This is a genomic window from Roseateles sp. GW823-FHT07B05 (assembly GCF_058794515.1).
Window position 1 is genome coordinate 127,617 of record NZ_JBXAGX010000008.1, and the last position, 19,038, is coordinate 146,654.

Consider the following 19,038-nt stretch of genomic DNA (forward strand, 5'->3'; position numbering starts at 1 on the left):
AGCGCCTGCGGCGCGCCAACCGAACCGGCCCTCAGGCCGGTTTTTTCTTGCCCGGCGCCTTCTTCTTGCTGCCGGCCAGCAGCGTGTCCAGCTCCTTCTGGATCTCGCCCTCGATGGTGGCCTTGAACGCGCCCAGCAGGAAGCCGAGCTGCGCGACCAGGTCGAAGCTGGTGGCCGTGACGGTCAGCTCGCCCTTCACGCCGGAGCGCGTGAAGGTCACGGTGTCCTCGTCGTCGCCCTCCATGACCGCGCATTCCATGTCGAACTTCTCCTCGACCTGCTCGGCCCATTGCCAGGCGATTTCCCTGGCCTTCTTCAGGCCCAGGTCATGGTCTCGGTGGATACGGATTTCGGCCACGGCGGCTCTCCTCGATGTCGTTCGCCGCACTCTAAGCGAGACACGCCTGGTTGCCGTCTCGTGACCCGCGCAGCGCGCCTGCCCGGATGTTTGCGCGGATACTGCCCCGCCGAAAAAACCGGGCAGCCAGCCCGCCAGTGCCGTCCAGGGAGGATTCATGCGCCTTGCCGACCCCGACCCGCCCACGCAAGACCCGCTTGCCGAGGGCCTGCTGCACCTGCACGCGCCCGAGCCCGATCACGAACAGGCGGTGTACTGGTTCCGCCTGGCTGCCGACGCGGGCGACGCCGAGGGCCTGGCGCTGCTGGGCTACTGCCAGCTCGAAGGCCTGGGCCTGCCGCGCGCGCCGCACGAGGCCCGGCAGCGCCTGGAACGCGCGTCGGCCAGCGGCAGCCTGACGGCCAAGTTCAACCTGGGTCGCATGCTCGTCGGCGGCTGGGGCGGCGCGGCCGACGCGGCCCGCGGCGTGGCCCTGTACACCGCCGCCGCCGCGCAAGGCCATGCCGACGCCACCTTCCATCTCGCCAGCTGCCTGGACGCCGGCTGGGGCTGCCAGCCCGACCGGCTCGCCGCCAAAGCCTTGTTCATGCGTGCCCGCGCGCTGGGCAGCCCGCTGCGGGCACCGGGACTGCTGATCCGCCAACGCGAGCTGGACGGCGTGCGCGACCTTGCGCGCCGCTTCGAGCGCGGCGACGAACTGGCCCGCGCCATCGAGGAGCGCCAGCACGAGATCGCGCTGGTGCAGGACCTCGTGCGCCGCCAGCGCCACAAGCCACGCCTGAGCAGCGGCCAGCGCCGCCAGTTGCTGCGGCTGGCCCGCCTGGGCGCAGCGCTCGCCGGCGTGGCCGCCGCGCTGGCGGGCCTGCTGGGCTGGCGTACCCCCCGCTCGCTGGCGCATGATGCCGGCCCCACCTCCATCCGATAGCCATGTTCCCGCTGCCCCTGCACACCCATCTCCGCGACGTCGGTCCGCTCGTCTACGGCTGCATGGCCCTGGGCGGCGACTGGAACGGCGGCCCGCTGACCGAGGCCGACATCGCGCAGGCGCATGAAGCCGTCGAGGCCGCGCTGGCCATCGGCATCAAGCTGTTCGACCACGCCGACATCTACCGCCGCGGCAAGGCCGAGGCCGTGTTCGGCGAGTTGCTCAAGCGCGACGCGAGCCTGCGCGCCAAGGTGCGGCTGCAGAGCAAGTGCGGCATCCGGTTCGGCGACGACACCGCGCCGGGCCGCTTCGATTTCAGCGCCGAGTACATCGAGCGCAGCGTCGACGGCATCCTGCAGCGCCTGGGCGTGGAGCACATCGAGATCCTGCTGCTGCACCGCCCCGACCCGCTGATGCAGCCCGCCGAAGTGGCGCGCGCCTTCGGCCGCTTGAAGGCCGCCGGCAAGGTGGGGCACCTGGGCGTGTCCAACATGCACGCCGGGCAGATGCGCTGGCTGCAATCGGCACTTGCCGAACCGCTGGTGGCCAACCAGCTGGAGATGAGCCTGGCCAAGCTGGACTTCATCGACGCCGGCACCACCTTCAACGACCCGCAGGCCGCCGCCCGCCCCGGCGCGATGGCCTGGGCCGGCACGCTGGAGTACGCGCAGCAGCACGGCGTGCAGCTGCAGGCCTGGGGATCGCTGGCGCAGGGGCGGTTCAACGATCCGGCGGCATCGGCCGCGGCCAAGGTTGTGCACGAGATTGCCGAGACCCACGCGACGACGGCCGGTGCCGTGCTGCTGGCCTGGCTGCTGCGCCACCCGGCGGGCATCCAGCCGGTCATCGGCAGCGGGAATGCGGAGCGCATCCGGGCGTGCGGCGACGCCGTGAAGATTCAGCTGAGCCGAGAGGAGTGGTACCGGCTGTATGTGGCGGCGCGAGGGCAGGCGTTGCCCTGACGTAGATGTTGCTGCTGAATAGCCTCGCTGCAATCACCGTGCTTGGCATTGGCCCGGCGCTCGCAACTGAAAACACCGTAGTCGGCGGGTCCCCCCAGCTCGAAGACCCTTGTGACCTCGCCGCGGACGATATCGTGTTGTTGTCCAGCGCAAGACAAGGCAAGCAGTTCCTAGGACTGTTCGAGCTTCGACTCAATACCTTTGCAGACAACGGCGACGCTTTCATTGTGTCCGGCACACGCGGCGAGAAGGGCTTTCACGTCGAAGTACCCGAGGCCACCTTTGAGTTCCGGGATCTCTCGTCGACATGGCGCGAACTGCTTTACATACCAGGGACCTATTCAGCGCCACCGGATCGAATCGAAGTTCGTCATGGCGGAGGCAAGGCCCGGATCTCCGTAACGTTGCCAAGCCCCTCATTCGCAGCCGAAGCCATGGAATGGCGCTTGATCCTGCGATCGGCGGACAACAAGCAATGCCTACGGTCGATCCCGTTTCAAGTCGTGCAGCACCGCGGGCCGGTCAAAGGCTTTCTAACCAAGCCTGTTCCCGAGCGTCTGAATCCGGATCGCAAGGTGAGCAAAGAAAGGGCGGTGTGCGGGCAGAGCATCACGCCTGACCACGCACCATCGGCTGCCTCGGATGCAGCCTCCCCATCATCAGCACGTCCTCATAGACCCCGTTGCGCAGCGCATCCGCCCTGAGCCGGCCTTCATGCTCGAAGCCGTTGCGCTCGTACAGCCGGATGGCGCGCGCGTTGTCGTGATAGACGGTGAGCTCGATGCGTAGGATCTGCGCCCAGTTGTCGGCGTAGTCCAGCAGTGCCGTCATCAGCGCCTGGCCCACGCCCTGCCCCTGCGCGGCCTTGGCGACGGTGATGCCCAGGCCCATCACGTGACGGCGGCGCACCGCCGGCCCCACCGGGTGCAGCCCGGCCAGGCCCACCGGCTTGTCGTCGAGGCAGGCCGTCAGCACGATCTCGTTGGAGCCCGGCGCCGGCGGGTTCATGCCGGCGATGCGCTGGGTCCACATCTCCTCGCTGGCGAAAGGCAGCTGCAGCGTGCCGCCGAAGACGTCCGGGTCGGCAAACTGTTCGGCGATGGCGGCGGCGTCAGCGGGTTTGACGCGTCGCAGGGTCAAGGTCATCGGAGCCTCCTTCTGGGCTCCGCAAGTTAGCACGGCGCTGCTCGCGCGGCAGGGCCGCCAGCCGCTCCACCGCGGCGTGGAACTTCACCCAGTCCCGCCCTTCGCGCTCGAACAGCCGCTCGAAGGCGGGCACCAGGTCGCTGTAGGCCGACAGGATGGCGAAGCTCGCGTTGTTGGCGCGCTGGAACCAGCCCTCGTACCCCGGCACCTCGCGCGGAGCGCGCTCGCGCAGCTCGGCCATGACGGCGGCCTTGGCTGCGGCGCGCGCGTCGGCGGGGCCGTCGTAGACGCGCTGCAGCCGCTCCCGCCCCTCGCGGGCAAGCGCCAGGAAGGCCGCGCGCCGCGCCCGGCCCGCCTCGAAGGCGGCCAGCGCGTCGGGCCTGGCCGCCAGCCACTGGCGCGCGCCGATCAGCTCGACGGCGCTGGCATAGGCCTCGTTGAAGGCGGTGTCGTCGCTGGCGTAGACGCGCTGGTGGGCCAGCTCGTGGAAGACCATCGCCGCCAGTTCGCCCTCGGGGTAGCGGATGAAGGTGTTCAGCAGCGGGTCGCCGCCCAGCAGCCGGCTCCAGCCCAGCGTGGAGTAGGCCGGGATCGCCTGCACCTGCACCTCCCAACCCTCGGCCTTCAGCGCGTCGGCGTGCGTCCTCGCCGCGTCGAGATCGAACCAGCCCTGGTAGCCGGCGCAGCCCATGATGGGATAGCACCAGGTCTTCAGCGTGAAGCCGAACTCGGGCGCGGCGATGACGTTCCACACCGCCGCGGCGCGGCCCAGGTCGGCGTAGCGGCGGTAGCTGTTGTTGTCGGGCAGGGCCAGCCGCGCGGTGGCGAAGTCGCGCATCTGCTGCGACAGCCGCAGCCGCTCGGCGAGGTCGGCCGGCGTCTTCGCATCGGCCAGCCACTCGTCCACCGGCCGCGCCGCGCGCGTGATGCCCAGATGCCCGCCGGCGGCCTGGCGCCAGTGGCCGACGGCGCTGCAGCCGGTCAGCGCCAGCAGCGTGGCCGACAGCAGCAGGCGGCGGATCAAGCCGCCTCGACTTGCACCAGGCAGTCGTAGAACGCCGGCGCCTCGCCCAGGTCGGTCAGGCGCTGGTGGGTGACCTCGTTGACGTTGGTGCCGTCCAGGCCCAGCTTGCGCCACCACACGCCCAGGCCGTTGACGACGCCGGGCCGCGCGCGCGGGCTGACCTTCAGCGTGGCGACGTAGCGGCCGCGGTCGTTGAAGGCCGCCACGCGGGCGCCGTCGGCCAGGCCACGCGCGGCGGCGTCGTCGGCGTGCATCTCGATCAGCGGCTCGCGCTCGATGTCGCGCAGGCTCTTCACGTTGACGAAGCTGCTGTTCAGGAAGTTTCGGGCCGGCGGCGAGATCATGGCCAGCGGGTAGCGCGCGGCCAGCTCGGGCGCGCTGGCGGCGCTCTCGTAGTTGGGCACGTAATCGGCGCCCACGGCGCTGGCGCGGCCGCTGGGGGTGCGGAACCCCCCGTTCGCGAACGGCGCTTCGGGGATGGGCAGCGGCTGCCAGCCCTGCGTGCGCAGCAGGTCCAGGTCGATGTCGGCCGTGAACGCCTGGGCGGCCAGTTGCTCGTCGGTGTCGGCAAAGCAGGGGTCCGTCAGGCCCATCGCGGCGGCCAGCTCGCGGAAGATCTGCGTGTTGGGCTTGGCCTCGCCCAGCGGGGCAATGGCGGGCTGGTTCATCAGCACGTCGGTGTGGCCGTAGCTGGTGTGCACGTCCAGGTGCTCCAGCTGCGTGGTGGCGGGCAGCACGTAGTCGGCCAGGTCGGCCGTGTCGGTCATGAAGTGCTCCAGCACCACCGTGAACAGGTCTTCGCGCTGGAAGCCGGCCACGACTTTGGGCGACTCGGGCGCCACGGCGACCGGGTTGCTGTTGTAGACGACGAGGGCCTCGATGGGCGGGTCGGCCTGCAGCAGCGCGTCGCCGATGGTGCTCATGTTGACCATGCGCGGCGTGCGCCCTGCCAGCAGGTCCGGCCGCTCCAGCGCCGGGTTCTTGTAGGGCGCGAACCAGCCCGAGGCCGACAGCAGCAGGCCGCCGCTCTCGTGCCGCCACGCACCGGTCAGGCAGGGCAGCATCGCCACCAGCCGCACCGCGTTGCCGCCACCGCGCACGCGCTGCATGCCGTAGTTCAGGCGGATGGCGGCGGGGGTGGTGATGCCGTAGTCGCGCGCCAGGCCCCGCACCTCATCGGCGCTGATGCCGCAGACGGCGGCGGTGCGCTCCGGCGGCCAGGCCAGCGCCTTCTCACGCAGCTCGTCCCAGCCGTCGACATGGGCGTCGATGTAGGCCTGGTCCAGCCAGCCGTGGGCGATCAGCTCGTGCATCACGCCCAGTGCCAGCGCGCCGTCGGTGCCGGGCAGCACGGCGATGTGCTGGTGGCATTTGTCGGCCGTCTCGGTCTTGCGCGGGTCGATGCAGATGAGCTTGGCGCCGTCGCGCTTGGCCTGGTTGGCGTAGGTCCAGAAATGCAGGTTGGACGCGATGGAGTTGCTGCCCCAGATGACGATCAGCTTGGCGCCGGCGAAGTGGCGCGTGTGCATGCCCAGCTTGTGGCCGTAGGTGGCCGCCAGGCCGGCGCCGCCGGCGGAGGCGCAGATCGTGCGGTCCAGCCGTGCGGCGCCCAGCGCGTTCCACAGGCGCCCGGCCATCGCTTCACCCTGCAGCAGGCCCATGGTGCCGGCGTAGCTGTAGGGCTGGATGCACTGCGGGTCCTTCACCGCCTTCAGACGGGCGGCGATGTCGGCCAGCGCCTCGGCCCACGTGACCTGCACGAAGGCCGGCGCCTCGGTCTTCTTGCTGACGCGCTTGAGCGGGTGCAGCACGCGCTCGGCGTGATACGTGCGCTCGGCATAGCGCGACACCTTGGTGCACAGCGCGCCGTGCGTGTTGGCGTGCTCGGCGCGGCCCTGCACCTTGATGACGCGTTCGTTCTCGACGGTGACCTGCAGCGCGCAGGTGTCGGGGCAGTCGTGGGGGCAGGCGCCGAAGACGGTACGGGTGGTCATGGCAATCGCGGTTCAGGCAGAACCGCGATTGTCTCAAGCTCAGAGTTGGCTCATGCCGCCGTCAACAATGACCTCCGTGCCGACGATGAAGGCCGACTCCGACGCGCTGAGGTGCAGCACGGTAGACGCCACCTCCTCCGGCGTGCCGAAACGGCCCAGCGGGATCTGGCTCTGGATTTGCGCCGCGACCTGCTTCAGCGTCTCGTCGTCGAAACCCAGCTTGCCGTACAGCGGCGTGCTGACCGGCCCCGGGCTGATGACGTTGACGCGCGCACCCTGCGGCAGCAGCTCGGCCGACAGCGTCTTGGCCAGCGAGATCAGCGCGGCCTTGCTGGCGGCGTAGATGGCCGAGTTGGGCATGCCGATGCGGGCGTTGATGGAGCCGTTCAGCACGATGGACGCGCCGCGCGCCAGCACCGGGCGCAGCGCCTGGATCAGGAAGAACGCGCCCTTGGCGTTGGTGTCGAAGGTGCGGTCCCACAGGTCTTCGCTGGCGTCGGCCAGCGACGCGAACTCGGCCATGCCGGCATTGACGAACACGGCGTCCAGCGTGCGGCCGGCGGCGGCGAGGTGAGCACCCAGCGCGCGGGCGCCGAGCACGTCGGCCGCGTCCAGCTGTACCAGCTCGAAGCCTTCGGCAATGTGGGCCTCATGCGCCTTGCCCGGGCGGGCGGTGACGATGACGTGGGCGCCCTCGGCCTTGAAGGCGCGGGCGGCGGCCAGGCCGATGCCGGAAGTGCCGCCGGTGACGAGGACGGTCTTTTGGGTGAAGCGGGTGGACATGATGGTTTCCTTTGAGTCGGAGGTTGAGCGGCTTGTTTGCCGTGGACTCGATACTCGACTTCGGCCCCTCTTTTGACGTCCGGCCGCGCTGGCCGACTCGTGCAAGGCTTTCGAACATGCTCAGTGACGACGAGATCCAGCTGATGGAGGCCATCCGCGAGAGCGGCAGCCTCACGCGCGCCGCGGCCAGCCTGGGCAAGGCGCCGTCCAGCGTGTCGTACACGCTGCGCCAGATCGAGGGCCGCTTCGACGCGCTGCTGTTCGACCGCCGCCGCTACCGGCTGCAGCTCACGCCCGCCGGCAGCCTGCTGGTGCGCGAGGCCATGCGGCTGCGCGACGACATGCAGCGCCTCACGCGCCGCGTCACGCAGGTGGCCAAGGGCTGGGAGGACAGGCTGTCCCTCGTCACCGACGAGGTCATCGAGTTCGACACGCTGCTGCCCATCATCCAGGACTTCGACGCGCTGGGCTCGGGCGTCGGGCTGCGCGTCACGCACGAGGTGCTGGGCGGCACCTGGGAGGCGCTGGCCGACGACCGGGCCGACCTCGTCATCGGCGCCACCAACGAGCCGCCCGCGGGCCTGGGTGTTCAGTGGCGCGAGCTGGGGCGCATGGACTGGGTCTACGCCGTGTCGCCGCGCCACCCGCTGGCCACGGCCAAGGGCGCGCTGACCGCCGAGCAGATGGGCGCCCACCGCGCCGTCGTCGTCGCGGACTCATCGCGCCGCGGCGACGGCCGCGCCTACGGCCACGGCGCCGGCCAGCCCACGCTGGCCGTGCCCAGCATGGCCGCCAAGATCGCCGCGCAGCGCGCCGGCCTGGGCGTGGGCTGGCTGCCGGCGGCCCGCGTGGCCTCGCTGCTGGCGCGCGGCGAACTGGTGGAGAAGGCCGTGGCCGTGCCGCGCGAGCCCAACACGCTGTACGTCGGCTGGCGGGCCGGTGACGGCCGCGCGCTGGCCTGGTGGCTGCAGGCGCTGGACGAGCCGCGGCTGCGCCAGCGGCTGGTCGACGGGTTCGACGGCTACGCCTGAATCGGCAGCGTCAGCCTCGCAATGCACCCTCGCGGCGCCGCCGGCAGCAGTTGCGCGCTGCCACCGTGGCGCTCGGCGATTTCGCGCACGATGGCCAGGCCCAGGCCGCAGCCCTCGCCGGTGGTCGCGCCGCGCACGAAGCGTTCGAACACGCGCTCGCGCAGGTCGGGTGAGAGGCCGGGGCCGTTGTCTTCGACGTCGATCCACACGTCTGCATCGGCGCGACGCAGGCGCACGGTGAGGATGGCGCCCGGCCCGGCGTAGCGGATGGCGTTGTCCACCAGATTGACGAGGGCTTCGCGCAACAGCAGCGCCACGCCCTGCACCTTCACGGGCTCGACCGGCAGGTCCACGCCCAGGTCGCTGCCGGCGGCCAGCGCGCGCGGCACCCACTCGGCCACCACCTCGCGGACGAGTTCGCCGCAGTCCACCGCGGCCCAGCCCTGCGCCGCCACGGCCTCGGGTTCGGCGCGCGCCAGCACCAGCAGCTGCGACACCAGCCGCGCGCCGCGCACGGCGCTCTCGTGCACGCGCTGCAAACGCTGGCGCAGCGCGGGGTCAGTCGTTGCGGCCAGCGCCAGCTCGGTCTGGCTCTTCAGGCCCGCCAGCGGCGTGCGCAGTTGGTGGGCCGCGTCGCTGATGAAGCGGCGCTGCGTGGCCAGGCTGTGCTGCACCTGGCCCAGCAGCTCGTTGACGGCGCCGGCCAGCGCGCCCACCTCGGGCGGCGCGGCCTGCAGCTCCACCGGGTCCAGCGCGTCGGCGCGGCGGCCTTCCATCTGCTGCTGCAGTTCGGCCAGCGGCTGCAGCCCGCGGCGGATGCCGGCCCACACGCCCATGCTCATCAGCGCGATCAGCAGCGACAGCGGCAGCGCGGTGTCCAGCAGCATGCGCCGCGCAAGCAGGTCGCGCGGCTTGCTGGAGCGGGCCAGCTGCACGCGCAGCGCCTGCTCGGGCGCGCCGGCGGCGCTCAGGCGCAGGTCCAGCGACACGACGCGCATGGGCTCGGGCACGGCGGTGTCGAAGAACACCGGCTCGCCCAGCGCCGGCGCGCCCGGCGGCGCCGGCATGCGCGCGTCGCCCAGCAGCAGCTGGCCCGGCGGCGAGCTGACCATGTACATCACGCGGTCCTCGGGGTCGGCGGCCAGGATGTCCTGCGCCGAGCGCGGCAGGTCCACGAACAGGCCGCTGGCCGTGGGGCGGATCTGCCGCGCCAGCGCGCGGGCGGCCTGCAGCAGGCTGGCGTCCACCAGCTCGTCGGCATGCCGGCTGGCCACGCGGTAGGCGCCGAAGGCCGCCACCAGCCACAGCACGATCTGCGGCAGCAGCAGCCACAGCAGCAGCTGCCGGTGCAGCGACCGGCCGGTGGACGCGCTCACGGGGGCGACGCCGTGGCTTCCAGCAGATAGCCCAGGCCGCGCACGGTGCGCACGGCGAGGCCCGAGCCTTCGAGCTTCTTGCGCAGGCGGTGGATGTAGACCTCGATGGAGCCACCTTCGTCGGCGCCCCAGGCGGCAACGATCTGCGCCTTGGTGACGACGCGGTCGCGCTCGGTGACGAGCAGGTCCAGCAGCGTCCACTCGCGCGGGCTCAGCTCCACGGCCTCGCCGGCGACGCTGGCGCGGCGCGCGGTGCGGTCCAGCGTCAGGCCGCGCAGCTGCTGGGCCGCACCGGCAGGCCGGCCGCGGCGCATCAGCGCGTGCAGGCGGGCCTCCAGCTCGGGGAAGTCGAAGGGCTTGGTCAGGTAGTCGTCGGCGCCGGCCTGCAGCCCGGCGACGCGGTGCTCCAGCGCGTCCAGCGCCGTCAGCACGAGGATGGGCAATGCGCGGCCCGCGTCGCGCACGCGCTTCAGCACGGTCAGGCCGTCCACCAGCGGCAGGCCCAGATCCAGCACGGCGACGTCGAAGTCCTGCTTCTTCAGCAGGTACTCCGCCACGGCGCCGTTCTCGGCCCACTCGACCTTGAAGCCGGCGTTCAGCAACTGCTGCTGCAGCGCATCGGCCAGCAGGGTGTCGTCTTCGGCGAGCAGCAGGTTCATGGGACGCAGACTTTAGCGTCGCCGGGCCTCATGGTTAATACGATATTAAGTTTCTTAATTAACGGTAATGATGACGGCATGCTCCGCACCTGCGCCCTGACACTGGCCTGGCTGCCCGTGGCCGCGCTGGCCGGGCCGCCCGCGGACGTCGTGCACTGGTGGACCTCGCCCGGCGAGACCGCCGCCATGCATGCGCTGGCCGACGCCTACCGTGCCGCCGGCGGCCAGTGGCGCGACCTGGCCGTCGTCGCGTCCGAGCAGGCGCGCGCCGTGGTGCTGGAGCGCATCCAGGCCGGCAACCCGCCGACGGCGGCGCAGTTCAACGCGTCGCAGACCTTCCGCCAGCTGGCCCGCCAGGGGCGGCTGACCCCGCTGGACGACCTGGCCCGCGAAGGCCGCTGGGCCGACACGCTGCCCGCGCTGCTGCTGGACGCCGTGCGCGTGGACGGCCACCTCTACGCGGTGCCGCTGAGCATCCACATGCCGGCCTGGCTGTGGAGTTCCAAGGCCGCGCTGGCCAAGGCCGGCGTGAAGCAGGAACCCCGCAGCATGGACGAGCTGTTCGCCGCGCTGGACCGGCTGCAGGCCGCCGGCCTGGTGCCGCTGGCGCACGGCGGCCAGCCCTGGCAGGACCTGAACCTGTTCACCGCCATCCTCGCCAACCAGGGCGGCCGCGAGCTGTACCTGGCCGTGCTGCGCGAGCGCGACCCCGCCGCGCTGCAGGGCGATGCGCTGCGCCAGGTGCTCGTCGCCTACAAGAAGCTGCGCCGCTACGTGGACGCCGGCTCGCCGGGCCGCAGCTGGAACGACACCACGGCGCTGCTGACCAGCGGCCGCGCCGGCTTCGGCTTCATGGGCGACTGGGCCAAGGGCGAGTTCACCGCCGCCGGCCAGCAGCCCGGCCGCGACTACGGCTGCACGCCTGGCCTGAGCGCCAGGGCGCCCTACATCGTCGACGGCGACGTGCTGGTGTTCCCGAAGGACCGGGACGGCGCCGCGCTGCCCGCGCAGCGCCTGCTGGCCCGCGTGGCCACCGCGGCGGCCACGCAGCTGGCCTTCAGCGCCCGCAAGGGATCGGTGCCGGTGCGCACCGACCTCGACACCCGCACGCTCGACGCCTGCGCCCAGCTCGGTGCGGCCGCGCTGCGCGACGCTGGCCGGCTGGTGGGCAACACCGAGATGCTGCTGGCGCCCGAGCAGCTGACGGCGCTCGAACGTGCCGTCAGCGACTACTGGAACCGCGACATTGCCGCCCCGGCCGCACAACAGACGATCACCAAGATCTTGCAGAACAGGAGACCCCCTTGACCCGCGTTCACATCCAGGACCTCAGCATCCGCTTCGGCAACCACGAGGTCATCAAAGGCCTCGACCTCGACGTCCACAGCGGCGAGTTCCTCGTGCTGCTGGGCCCGTCGGGCTGCGGCAAGAGCACGCTGCTGCACACCATCGCGGGCCTGAACCCGGTCAGCGGCGGCAGCATCCACATCGGCGAGCAGGACGCCACGCATGCCGAGCCCAGCCAGCGCGGTGTGGGCATGGTGTTCCAGAGCTACGCGCTGTACCCGACGATGACGGTGAAGGAGAACCTCGCCTTCCCGCTGAAGATGGCCAAGACGCCCAAGGCCGAGCTGGAGAAGCGCGTGGCCGCCGCGGCCGACATGCTGCAGCTGGGCCCCTTGCTGGAGCGCCGGCCGGGCCAGCTGTCTGGCGGCCAGCGCCAGCGCGTGGCCATCGGCCGGGCCGTCGTGCGCGAGGCCAAGGTGCTGCTGCTGGACGAGCCGCTGTCCAACCTCGACGCCAAGCTGCGCACCGACCTGCGCCGCGAGCTGAAGACGCTGCACCAGCGCCTGGGCAACACGATGATCTACGTGACGCACGACCAGGTGGAGGCGATGACGCTGGCCACGCGCATCGTCGTCATGCACCAGGGCGTCATCCAGCAGGTGGGCACGCCGGCCGAGGTCTACGACCGGCCGAAGAACCTGCGCGTGGCCGGCTTCGTCGGCTCGCCGTCCATCAACCGCCTCGACGGCCAGGTGGGCGAAGGCGGGCTGTTCGTGTCGCCCGCACTCACCGTGCCGCTGCCGGCGGCGCTGGCCTCGCGCCCGCAGGGCGAGGCGCTGACGCTGGCCGTGCGGCCCGAGAACGTGAAGCTGGGCGCCGACCAGCCCTTCGCCGCGCAGATCCAGCTCGTCGAGCCGCTGGGCAACCAGCACGTCGTCTGGATGGCCAGCGCCGGGGTCACCGTGTCGGCCGTGCTGCCGGGCCAGCCCGAGGTGGCCGACGGCGCCAGCGTGCGCTTCGGCTTCGACGCGGCCAAGGCGCTGTGGTTCGATGCGGCGGGCGATCGTATCGAGACGTGACAGCGCGGGCGGCCGTCACGGACATCTGGTGGAATGGCTCTTGCATACCCTGCTGACCCCGTTCCCGCCGCCTCGTTCATGCCCCTGTCCGCCCGACTGTCCCGTTTGCTGACCGCCCTGAGCCTGACCCTGCCGCTGCTGAGCGCCGCCCAGACGCCGCCCCTCACCGACGCCGAGCGGGCCCGCCGCGACGCCGAGAAGGTGCTCAGCTTCATCAAGTTCCAGACGGTGAAGGCCAAGCCGGCCGACGCGGCCGACAAGCCGCGCAAGCCTGCCCCACCCGCGGCCGCCGCCGCGCCTGTGCCGCACGCCGCACCGCGGCCGGTGGCCACGGCGCGGGCCGACACCCCCGGCGGCACCGCACCGGCGGCGCCGGCCGCGGCGCTGGTGGCGGCCCCCGAGCCCGCCGCCACGCCGCAGCCCGAGCCCGCCGCCGCGCCGTTCGCCGCCCCGGCCAGCAGCGCCCCCATGCCCACGCCGCCGGCGGCCGAGCCGGAAGCCGAGGCCGACGATGCCGACGAGGTGCCGCTGCAGCTGCAGCGCTACGTGGCGCCGGTGCTGTCGACCACGGCCCAGTCGCTGCTGGTGACCGGCTCGCGCACGGTGACGGTGCGCTTCACGGTGGAAGCCAACGGCCACGTCAGCAAGGCCGACGTGCTGGCCGACGCGCCGCGCCGGCTGGCCAGCGCGGCCACCGGCGCCGTGCTGCAGTGGCAGTTCGCGCCGCTGCCGCAGCCGCGCACGGTGGACGTGGACATCGCCTTCCGGCGCGAGTGACGGCGCGGCCGCGCAAACGCTCAAGAAGTTGAGCGAAACCGGCGGCGCCGCCGGGTGACACGGCACCGTCACCCGCACTTCGAAGAATCCCGGGCTTTTTGCAGTCCCCCGGATCTCTTCCATGCGCCCCCTGCCCCTGTCCCGTCTCCATGCCATCAGCCTTGCCGTCGCGGCCACGCTGGCCCTCGCGGCCTGCGGCAGCGGCGATGACGCCGAACCCGTCGTCGCCGCCGCGGCCGAACCTACCGGCCTCGGCAGCACCGACAGCGCGCCGCTGCCGGCCACGGTGGCCTACGTCGACACCGGCGTCAGCAACCAGCGCAACAACCCCTGCCAGGTGACGCTGGAGACCAACGCCGGCGTGCGCGTGCTGCAGGGCTTCCTGGACGTGTGGACGCCGTCCTCCGCGAAGGTGGACGCCGGCGTCACGCTGGCCGCGGCCAACGGCTGTGCGGCGGTCACGCCGTCGCCGTGGAGCGGCGTGCCGGGCGACGCGACCGACGGCCTCGTCAAGAGCGCGGCCGTGCACACGGCCAACATCGGTTACGTGAAGACGGCCACGCAGGCGCGCACCGCCGCACAGGCGCTGGCCGCCTACCTGGACGACCGCCGCGGCAAGGGCTACAGCGTGACCGACGGCCTGGGTCCGCTGACCAGCTTCTGGCGCACCGGCGCGCAGCAGACCTCCACCATCGCCGCGCTGGACGCCAACCAGCCGCTGGCCGCGGCCGTCAACGACGGCGGCAACAACCTCGGCGTGGGCGGCACGGCCAACGCCAACCTGGGCCTGGCGGTGGATTTCATCGGCAACATCGCCGACGGCTCCACCGAGCCGGCCAAGCGCTTCTACAAGTACGCGCGCCCGTGGCGCTGGAGCACCGACGTGAAGGTGGTGCCGGCGCTGGAATCGGCCAAGAGCGGCACGCCCACCACCGACGGCGGCTTCCCCAGCGGCCACACGGCCGAGGCCTGGCGCAACACGCTGGCGATGGCGTACCTGGTGCCGCAGCGCTACCAGGAGCTGGTCACGCGGGCGATGGAGATGGGCGAGAACCGCATCCTGGCCGGCATGCACTCGCCGCTGGACGTGATGGGCGGCCGCGTGCACGCCACCGCCGTCGTCGCCTACAGCCTGAACAGCGCCGCCTACTACACGCCCGCCGTGAAGACCGCGGCCTACCAGCAGGCCCAGGCCTACCTGACGAAGCAGGCCGGCGCGAGCGACTTCAACACGCTGAACACCTACGCCCACACGGTCAAGACGACCGACACCGCCAACCCCGACCACGACCGCTTCGCCGACCGCGCCGCCAACAGGACGGCCTACCTGCAGCGCCTGAGCTACGGCCTGCCGCGCGTGAGCGCCACCGGCGTGGCGCCCAGCGTACCCAAGGGCGCCGAGGTGCTGCTGGAGACGCGCCTGCCCTACCTCAGCGCCGAGCAGCGCCGCGTGGTGCTGAAGACCACCGCGCTGGACTCCGGCGACGCGCTGGGCGGCGACGCCGAGGGCTGGGGCCGGCTGAACCTGTTCGCCGCGGCCGATGGCTACGGCGCCTTCAACGGCGACGTGGCCGTGACGATGGACGCGACCCAGGGCGGCTTCTCGGCGCGCGACAGCTGGCGCAACGACATCGCCGGCAAGGGCCGGCTCAGCAAGCTGGGCAGCGGCACGCTGCGGCTGGCCGGCGCCAACACCTACAGCGGCGGCACGGTCGTGGCGGCCGGCACGCTGGCGGCCGACTCGGCCACCGCCTTCGGCAGCGGCGACGTCTACGTGAAGGGCGGCACGCTGGAGATCGCCGCGCCGGGCGTGGTGCAGATCGCCGGCGCGTTCACGCAGGCCAGCGGCACGCTGCAACTGCTGATGGGCAGCGCCACCAGCGGCGGCCTGAAGGTGGGCGGCAACGCGGTCATCGTCGACGGCTCGCTGAGCATCGCGTTCGCACCGGGCTACAAGCCCGCCGTGGGCGACACGCTGACCGTGCTGAGCACCGGTGCGCGCCGCGGCGGCCGCTTCGCACAGGTCAGCGTCAGCGGCTTCAGCAAGGTCACCACCACCTACACGGCCGACGGCGTGCAGGTGCGGCTGGACGGCGTCTGAGCGGCAGCACCGTCCGCGCCGCGGCTCACTGCGGCGCGGAGGCGGCGCCGTCCGCCGCCGGCAGCGCCCAGGCGAAGCCCTCGATGCCCTTGGCGAACTGGTCCGCCAGCTCCTTGTAGGGGCTGTTGGCCGGCCCCTTGAGCAGCACGACGAGGCGGTAGCCGCCCTTGTCGGCGGTGTAGCTGATGGCGCGCAGCCCGTTGGGCAGCGTGCCCTCGAAGCGCGCGCCGTCCACGCCGCCGACGACCTGCGGCTTCGCGGCGTCGCGCGTGAGCTTGCGGTCGAACGGGTTGCCCATGCGCACGGCGGCATCCTGCGCGTCGAAGGGCTTGGCAGCGTCGGGCTCGACGTAGCTGCAGACGACGATGAAGACGGCGCGCGGCAGGTCGTTGGCGCGCGAAAACACCACCATGCCCGACGGCTTGCCGGTCTTGGCATCGGGCTTGTCGTCGCGGTCCAGCACCTGCAGGCCGTCCGGCGCGATGAAGCTGCCGCACGGCGTCTTCACGCCCTCGGCGTGGGCGGGGAGCAGGCTGGTGCACAGGGCCAGGGTGGCAAGCAGGCGACGCATGAGGCAGGTCCGGAAGACGAAAGGGCGCGAGCATGCCCGCATGGCGCCGCCGCGGGGGCCCGGGCTATCCCTGGCCCGGCGCGTGCGACGTCAGGGCGCCGGCACCTGCCAGACGAAGCCTTCGACGCTGCGGGCGAACCGGTCCGTGAGCTCCGTGTACGGGCTCTCCGCCGGGGCCTTCATCAGCACGACGAGGCGATGGCCTTCCTTGACGGCGACATAGCTGACGGCGCGCTGGCCGTTGGGCAGCAGGCCGTCGTAGCGGCCGCCGTCCACACCGCCCACCTGCACCGGCTTGGCGGCGTCGCGGGTCAGCGCCTTGTCGAAGGGGTTGCCGATCTTGACGGCGCCGTCCAGCGGGTCGTACGGCCGGGCCGGGTCGGGCTCGGCGTAGTTCCACACTAGGATGAACACGGCCTTGGGGTCCTTGGTGCGCGAGTAGATCGCCATGCCGGCCGGACGGCCGGCCTTGTCGGGCTTCTCCTCGCGGTTCACGGCGGTGACGCCGTCCGGCGCCGACAGCGTGCCGAAGGGCAGCTTCACGTCCTCGGCACGGGCCGTCGGGGCGCCGAGCAGGCCGGCGACGAGAGTCAGGGTCAGGAGCAGACGATGCATGGTGGGCAGCAAAGCGGGCGCCGGAATGCCGGCACGCCGGTGCCCGCGGTGGCCCGGCGCGCGGCGGCCCCGGGGCTCAGTCCTCTTTGTAGATGCGTACCCAGTCGACCAGCATGCGCGACGCGGCCGGCGTCGTGGCGTCGGGCGCGCCGGGCCAGTCGCCGCCGATGGCGAGGTTGAGGATGACGAAGAAGGGCTTCTCGAACACCCAGCTGCCGCCGGCCGGCAGCTTGTCGGGCGAGAGGCGGTGGAACTCCTTGCCGTCGACGTACCAGACGATCTCGTTGGGCCGCTTGATGATGGTGTAGGTGTGGAAGTCGTCGACCACCGGCGCGCCGAGGTCCAACGGCTTGCCGATGCCCTGCGCGCCCGAGTAGCCGGGGCCGTGCAGCGTGCCGTAGACCGAGCTGGGCGTCTGCGGCACGAACTCCATGATGTCGATCTCGCCCGACTTGGGCCACGGGTTGGTGGCGATGTCGGCGCCCAGCGCCCAGAACGCCGGCCAGACGCCCTTGCCGGTGGGCAGCTTCATGCGCGCCTCGACCTTGCCGTAGGTGAAGCCGACCTTGCCGCTGGTGTGGATGCGGGCCGACGTGTAGTCGCAGGGCTTGCCGTGCCAGCAGGGGCCGGGGTTGGTGGCCTTCTCGGCGGTGATGACCAGCATGCCGCTGCCGTCGGTCTGCGCGTTGCGCGCGTTCGACGTGTAGTACTGGTGCTCGTGGTTGCCCCAGCCGCTGTTCTCGGCGTTGCCGAGGTCGTAGTTCCAGGTCTTGGCGTCCGGCACGGTGCCCGCCGCGCCGTTGAACTCGTCGCTCCACACCAGCGTCCAGCGGTTGGACGGCGCGGGCGTGGCAGCTGCCGGCGTGGCCGGTGTCGCGGCGGTGGCCGAGCCGCCACCGCCGCCGCAGGCGGTCAGTGCAAAGGCGACGGCAGGCAGGAAGCGGCGCCAGGCGCGCGGCGACGGGGTCATGGGGGTCATCGGGTTGTCTCCAGGTGTTGTCGTTGTGCCGTCAGCCCTTGCAGGCGCGCAGGAAGTCGCGGTACCAGTCGGCGCTGGCCTTGGGCGTGCGGACCTGCGTGCCGTAGTCGACATGCACGATGCCGAAGCGCTTCAGGTAGCCGCTGGCCCACTCGAAGTTGTCCATCAGGCTCCAGACCATGTAGCCGGCCATGGGCACGCCCTGCTGCAGCGCGCTGGCGACGGCGGCGATGTGGGTCTGCAGGTAGGCCACGCGGTCATCGTCCTGCACGCGGCCCAGCACGACAGCGTCGTCCTTGAAGGCGCCACCGTTCTCGGTGATGTAGACGGGCGGCAGATTGGCGTAGTCGTTCTTCAGCAGCACCAGCAGGTCGGTCAGGCCATCGGGGTAGATCTCCCAGTCCATGTCCGACACCGGCAGGCCACGGCCCTTGGCGTTCCATTCCTCGCCGCTGGCGGCGATGACGGAGCGGGTGTAGTAGTTGACGCCCAGGTAGTCCATGGGCTGCTGGATGGCCGCCATGTCGCCGGCCTGCACGACCGGCGCGTCGGCGCCCAGGTCGGCCAGCGCGTCCTCGGGGTAGGCGCCCTTGAACAGCGGGTCGGCATACCAGCGGCGACTGTGCGAATCGGCCAGCTTCGCGGCGGCCACGTCGGCCGGCATGGCCGTGGCCGGCACGGTGGACGACAGGTTCAGCACGATGCCCAGCTTGGCGCTCGCGCCATCGGCCCGCAACGCCTGCAGCGCCAGGCCGTGGCTGAGCAGCAGGTGGTGCGACACCTGCGCGGCGATCTTGCGGCTCTTGAGGCCGGGCGCAAAGATGCCCTTGTCGTTGCCCAGCGTGGCGACGACCCAGGGCTCGTTGTGCGTGGTGAGGCCGTCGAGGCGGTCGCCCAGGCGGGCCTGCACGTGGCGGGCGTAGTCGACGAAGCGGTGCACCGTGTCGCGGTCGTTCCAGCCGCCGCGGTCCTGCAGGCCTTGCGGCAGGTCCCAGTGGTTCAGCGTGGCCCAGGCCTGGATGCCGCGCTGCTTCAGGCCGTCGACGAGGCGCTCGTAGAAGTCCAGGCCCTTGGGGTTGAACTCGCCGTGGCCCAGCGCCTGCACGCGCGGCCAGGCGATGGAGAAGCGGTAGGCGTTGACGCCCAGCGACGCGATGAGGTCGAGGTCTTCTTCGAGGCGGTGGAAGTGGTCGCAGGCGACCTCGCCGTTGCTGGCGTCGGCGATGGCGCCGGGCTGCTGGCAGAAGCGGTCCCAGATGGATTCGCCCTTGCCGTCTTCATGGGCCGCGCCCTCGATCTGGAAGCTGCTGGTGGCGACGCCCCAGACGAAATCGGGCGGGAACTGGCGGTGCAGGAGGGCTTGGGACATGA

The 19,038-nt window shown here is 71.8% G+C and carries 18 protein-coding genes; 7 read left to right on the forward strand and 11 right to left on the reverse strand.

The features are described 5' to 3' along the window. Nucleotides 1-31 precede the first annotated feature (31 nt). Nucleotides 32-358: a polyhydroxyalkanoic acid system family protein gene (locus tag AC1Q7O_RS18040; RefSeq protein ID WP_492660619.1), complete on the reverse strand. Its 327-nt coding sequence runs from the start codon at nt 356-358 to the stop codon at nt 32-34. Between the two features lie 157 nt (nt 359-515). On the opposite strand from AC1Q7O_RS18040, the gene AC1Q7O_RS18045 reads away from it, so the two are divergent. Both AC1Q7O_RS18045 and AC1Q7O_RS18050 read left to right on the forward strand, forming a co-directional pair. Continuing rightward, on the forward strand, nt 516-1,283 hold the full coding sequence (locus AC1Q7O_RS18045) for a tetratricopeptide repeat protein (protein WP_492660618.1): 768 nt from the start codon (nt 516-518) through the stop codon (nt 1,281-1,283). Between the two features lie 2 nt (nt 1,284-1,285). Next, nucleotides 1,286-2,245 carry an aldo/keto reductase gene (locus AC1Q7O_RS18050; RefSeq protein WP_492660617.1) on the forward strand — a complete coding sequence of 320 codons (960 nt, stop codon included), beginning with the start codon at nt 1,286-1,288 and terminating at the stop codon, nt 2,243-2,245. A 609-nt stretch (nt 2,246-2,854) separates the two neighbouring features. Here AC1Q7O_RS18050 and AC1Q7O_RS18055 read toward each other — a convergent pair. The 4 genes from AC1Q7O_RS18055 to AC1Q7O_RS18070 are packed head-to-tail and all read right to left on the reverse strand — an operon-like array spanning nt 2,855 to nt 7,192. After that, complete coding sequence (locus AC1Q7O_RS18055; protein ID WP_492660616.1) at nt 2,855-3,391, reverse strand: GNAT family N-acetyltransferase; 537 nt, start codon at nt 3,389-3,391, stop codon at nt 2,855-2,857. Continuing rightward, nucleotides 3,357-4,415 carry an aminopeptidase gene (locus tag AC1Q7O_RS18060; RefSeq protein ID WP_492660615.1) on the reverse strand — a complete coding sequence of 353 codons (1,059 nt, stop codon included), beginning with the start codon at nt 4,413-4,415 and terminating at the stop codon, nt 3,357-3,359. The genes AC1Q7O_RS18055 and AC1Q7O_RS18060 overlap by 35 nt, the downstream gene beginning before the upstream one ends. Further along, nucleotides 4,412-6,409 (reverse strand): molybdopterin-containing oxidoreductase family protein, encoded by a 1,998-nt coding sequence (locus AC1Q7O_RS18065; RefSeq protein WP_492660614.1) that lies wholly within the window; start codon nt 6,407-6,409, stop codon nt 4,412-4,414. The genes AC1Q7O_RS18060 and AC1Q7O_RS18065 overlap by 4 nt, the downstream gene beginning before the upstream one ends. Before the next feature lie 39 nt (nt 6,410-6,448). Continuing rightward, nucleotides 6,449-7,192, reverse strand: coding sequence for an SDR family oxidoreductase (locus tag AC1Q7O_RS18070; protein WP_492660613.1), 744 nt, complete (start codon nt 7,190-7,192; stop codon nt 6,449-6,451). Between the two features lie 116 nt (nt 7,193-7,308). On the opposite strand from AC1Q7O_RS18070, the gene AC1Q7O_RS18075 reads away from it, so the two are divergent. Beyond that, the gene (locus tag AC1Q7O_RS18075; RefSeq protein WP_492660612.1) at nt 7,309-8,223 is read left to right on the forward strand and encodes a LysR family transcriptional regulator; all 915 of its coding nucleotides are present in this window, start codon (nt 7,309-7,311) and stop codon (nt 8,221-8,223) included. Here AC1Q7O_RS18075 and AC1Q7O_RS18080 read toward each other — a convergent pair. Beyond that, nucleotides 8,214-9,599, reverse strand: coding sequence for a sensor histidine kinase (locus AC1Q7O_RS18080; RefSeq protein WP_492660611.1), 1,386 nt, complete (start codon nt 9,597-9,599; stop codon nt 8,214-8,216). The two genes, AC1Q7O_RS18075 and AC1Q7O_RS18080, sit on opposite strands and share 10 nt — an antisense overlap. Continuing rightward, nucleotides 9,596-10,258 carry a response regulator transcription factor gene (locus tag AC1Q7O_RS18085; protein ID WP_492660610.1) on the reverse strand — a complete coding sequence of 221 codons (663 nt, stop codon included), beginning with the start codon at nt 10,256-10,258 and terminating at the stop codon, nt 9,596-9,598. The genes AC1Q7O_RS18080 and AC1Q7O_RS18085 overlap by 4 nt, the downstream gene beginning before the upstream one ends. A gap of 78 nt (nt 10,259-10,336) precedes the next feature. Between AC1Q7O_RS18085 and AC1Q7O_RS18090 the strand changes: the two genes are divergently transcribed. The 4 genes from AC1Q7O_RS18090 to AC1Q7O_RS18105 all read left to right on the forward strand — a co-directional run bounded on the left by AC1Q7O_RS18090 (nt 10,337) and on the right by AC1Q7O_RS18105 (nt 15,502). Then, on the forward strand, nt 10,337-11,566 hold the full coding sequence (locus AC1Q7O_RS18090; protein WP_492660609.1) for an ABC transporter substrate-binding protein: 1,230 nt from the start codon (nt 10,337-10,339) through the stop codon (nt 11,564-11,566). After that, a complete protein-coding gene (locus tag AC1Q7O_RS18095) occupies nt 11,563-12,624 on the forward strand; it encodes an ABC transporter ATP-binding protein (protein ID WP_492660608.1) in 1,062 nt (353 codons plus the stop codon). Before AC1Q7O_RS18090 ends, AC1Q7O_RS18095 begins: the two co-directional genes overlap by 4 nt. 105 nt (nt 12,625-12,729) lie before the next feature. Continuing rightward, nucleotides 12,730-13,401, forward strand: coding sequence for an energy transducer TonB (locus tag AC1Q7O_RS18100; RefSeq protein WP_492662731.1), 672 nt, complete (start codon nt 12,730-12,732; stop codon nt 13,399-13,401). A gap of 121 nt (nt 13,402-13,522) precedes the next feature. After that, nucleotides 13,523-15,502, forward strand: coding sequence for an acid phosphatase (locus AC1Q7O_RS18105; RefSeq protein ID WP_492661678.1), 1,980 nt, complete (start codon nt 13,523-13,525; stop codon nt 15,500-15,502). A 25-nt stretch (nt 15,503-15,527) separates the two neighbouring features. Here AC1Q7O_RS18105 and AC1Q7O_RS18110 read toward each other — a convergent pair whose 3' ends face one another. From AC1Q7O_RS18110 to AC1Q7O_RS18125, 4 genes are all read right to left on the reverse strand, one after another. After that, complete coding sequence (locus tag AC1Q7O_RS18110; RefSeq protein WP_492661677.1) at nt 15,528-16,073, reverse strand: hypothetical protein; 546 nt, start codon at nt 16,071-16,073, stop codon at nt 15,528-15,530. 90 nt (nt 16,074-16,163) lie between these two features. Continuing rightward, nucleotides 16,164-16,688: a hypothetical protein gene (locus AC1Q7O_RS18115; RefSeq protein ID WP_492661676.1), complete on the reverse strand. Its 525-nt coding sequence runs from the start codon at nt 16,686-16,688 to the stop codon at nt 16,164-16,166. Between the two features lie 76 nt (nt 16,689-16,764). Beyond that, on the reverse strand, nt 16,765-17,667 hold the full coding sequence (locus AC1Q7O_RS18120) for a glycoside hydrolase family 16 protein (RefSeq protein WP_492661675.1): 903 nt from the start codon (nt 17,665-17,667) through the stop codon (nt 16,765-16,767). A 31-nt stretch (nt 17,668-17,698) separates the two neighbouring features. Further along, a complete protein-coding gene (locus AC1Q7O_RS18125; protein ID WP_492661674.1) occupies nt 17,699-19,036 on the reverse strand; it encodes a GH1 family beta-glucosidase in 1,338 nt (445 codons plus the stop codon). Nucleotides 19,037-19,038 lie beyond the last annotated feature (2 nt).

What these genes read in the sequence shown, in the direction of transcription:
- AC1Q7O_RS18045 (WP_492660618.1), top strand. Translation starts at nt 516, where the DNA reads ATGCGCCTTGCCGACCCCGACCCGCCCACGCAAGACCCGCTTGCCGAG.
- AC1Q7O_RS18075 (WP_492660612.1), top strand. Translation starts at nt 7,309, where the DNA reads ATGCTCAGTGACGACGAGATCCAGCTGATGGAGGCCATCCGCGAGAGC.
- AC1Q7O_RS18115 (WP_492661676.1), bottom strand. Translation starts at nt 16,688, where the DNA reads ATGCATCGTCTGCTCCTGACCCTGACTCTCGTCGCCGGCCTGCTCGGC.
- AC1Q7O_RS18105 (WP_492661678.1), top strand. Translation starts at nt 13,523, where the DNA reads ATGCGCCCCCTGCCCCTGTCCCGTCTCCATGCCATCAGCCTTGCCGTC.
- AC1Q7O_RS18090 (WP_492660609.1), top strand. Translation starts at nt 10,337, where the DNA reads ATGCTCCGCACCTGCGCCCTGACACTGGCCTGGCTGCCCGTGGCCGCG.
- AC1Q7O_RS18065 (WP_492660614.1), bottom strand. Translation starts at nt 6,409, where the DNA reads ATGACCACCCGTACCGTCTTCGGCGCCTGCCCCCACGACTGCCCCGAC.
- AC1Q7O_RS18055 (WP_492660616.1), bottom strand. Translation starts at nt 3,391, where the DNA reads ATGACCTTGACCCTGCGACGCGTCAAACCCGCTGACGCCGCCGCCATC.
- AC1Q7O_RS18085 (WP_492660610.1), bottom strand. Translation starts at nt 10,258, where the DNA reads ATGAACCTGCTGCTCGCCGAAGACGACACCCTGCTGGCCGATGCGCTG.
- AC1Q7O_RS18120 (WP_492661675.1), bottom strand. Translation starts at nt 17,667, where the DNA reads ATGACCCCCATGACCCCGTCGCCGCGCGCCTGGCGCCGCTTCCTGCCT.
- AC1Q7O_RS18110 (WP_492661677.1), bottom strand. Translation starts at nt 16,073, where the DNA reads ATGCGTCGCCTGCTTGCCACCCTGGCCCTGTGCACCAGCCTGCTCCCC.
- AC1Q7O_RS18070 (WP_492660613.1), bottom strand. Translation starts at nt 7,192, where the DNA reads ATGTCCACCCGCTTCACCCAAAAGACCGTCCTCGTCACCGGCGGCACT.
- AC1Q7O_RS18050 (WP_492660617.1), top strand. Translation starts at nt 1,286, where the DNA reads ATGTTCCCGCTGCCCCTGCACACCCATCTCCGCGACGTCGGTCCGCTC.
- AC1Q7O_RS18125 (WP_492661674.1), bottom strand. Translation starts at nt 19,036, where the DNA reads ATGTCCCAAGCCCTCCTGCACCGCCAGTTCCCGCCCGATTTCGTCTGG.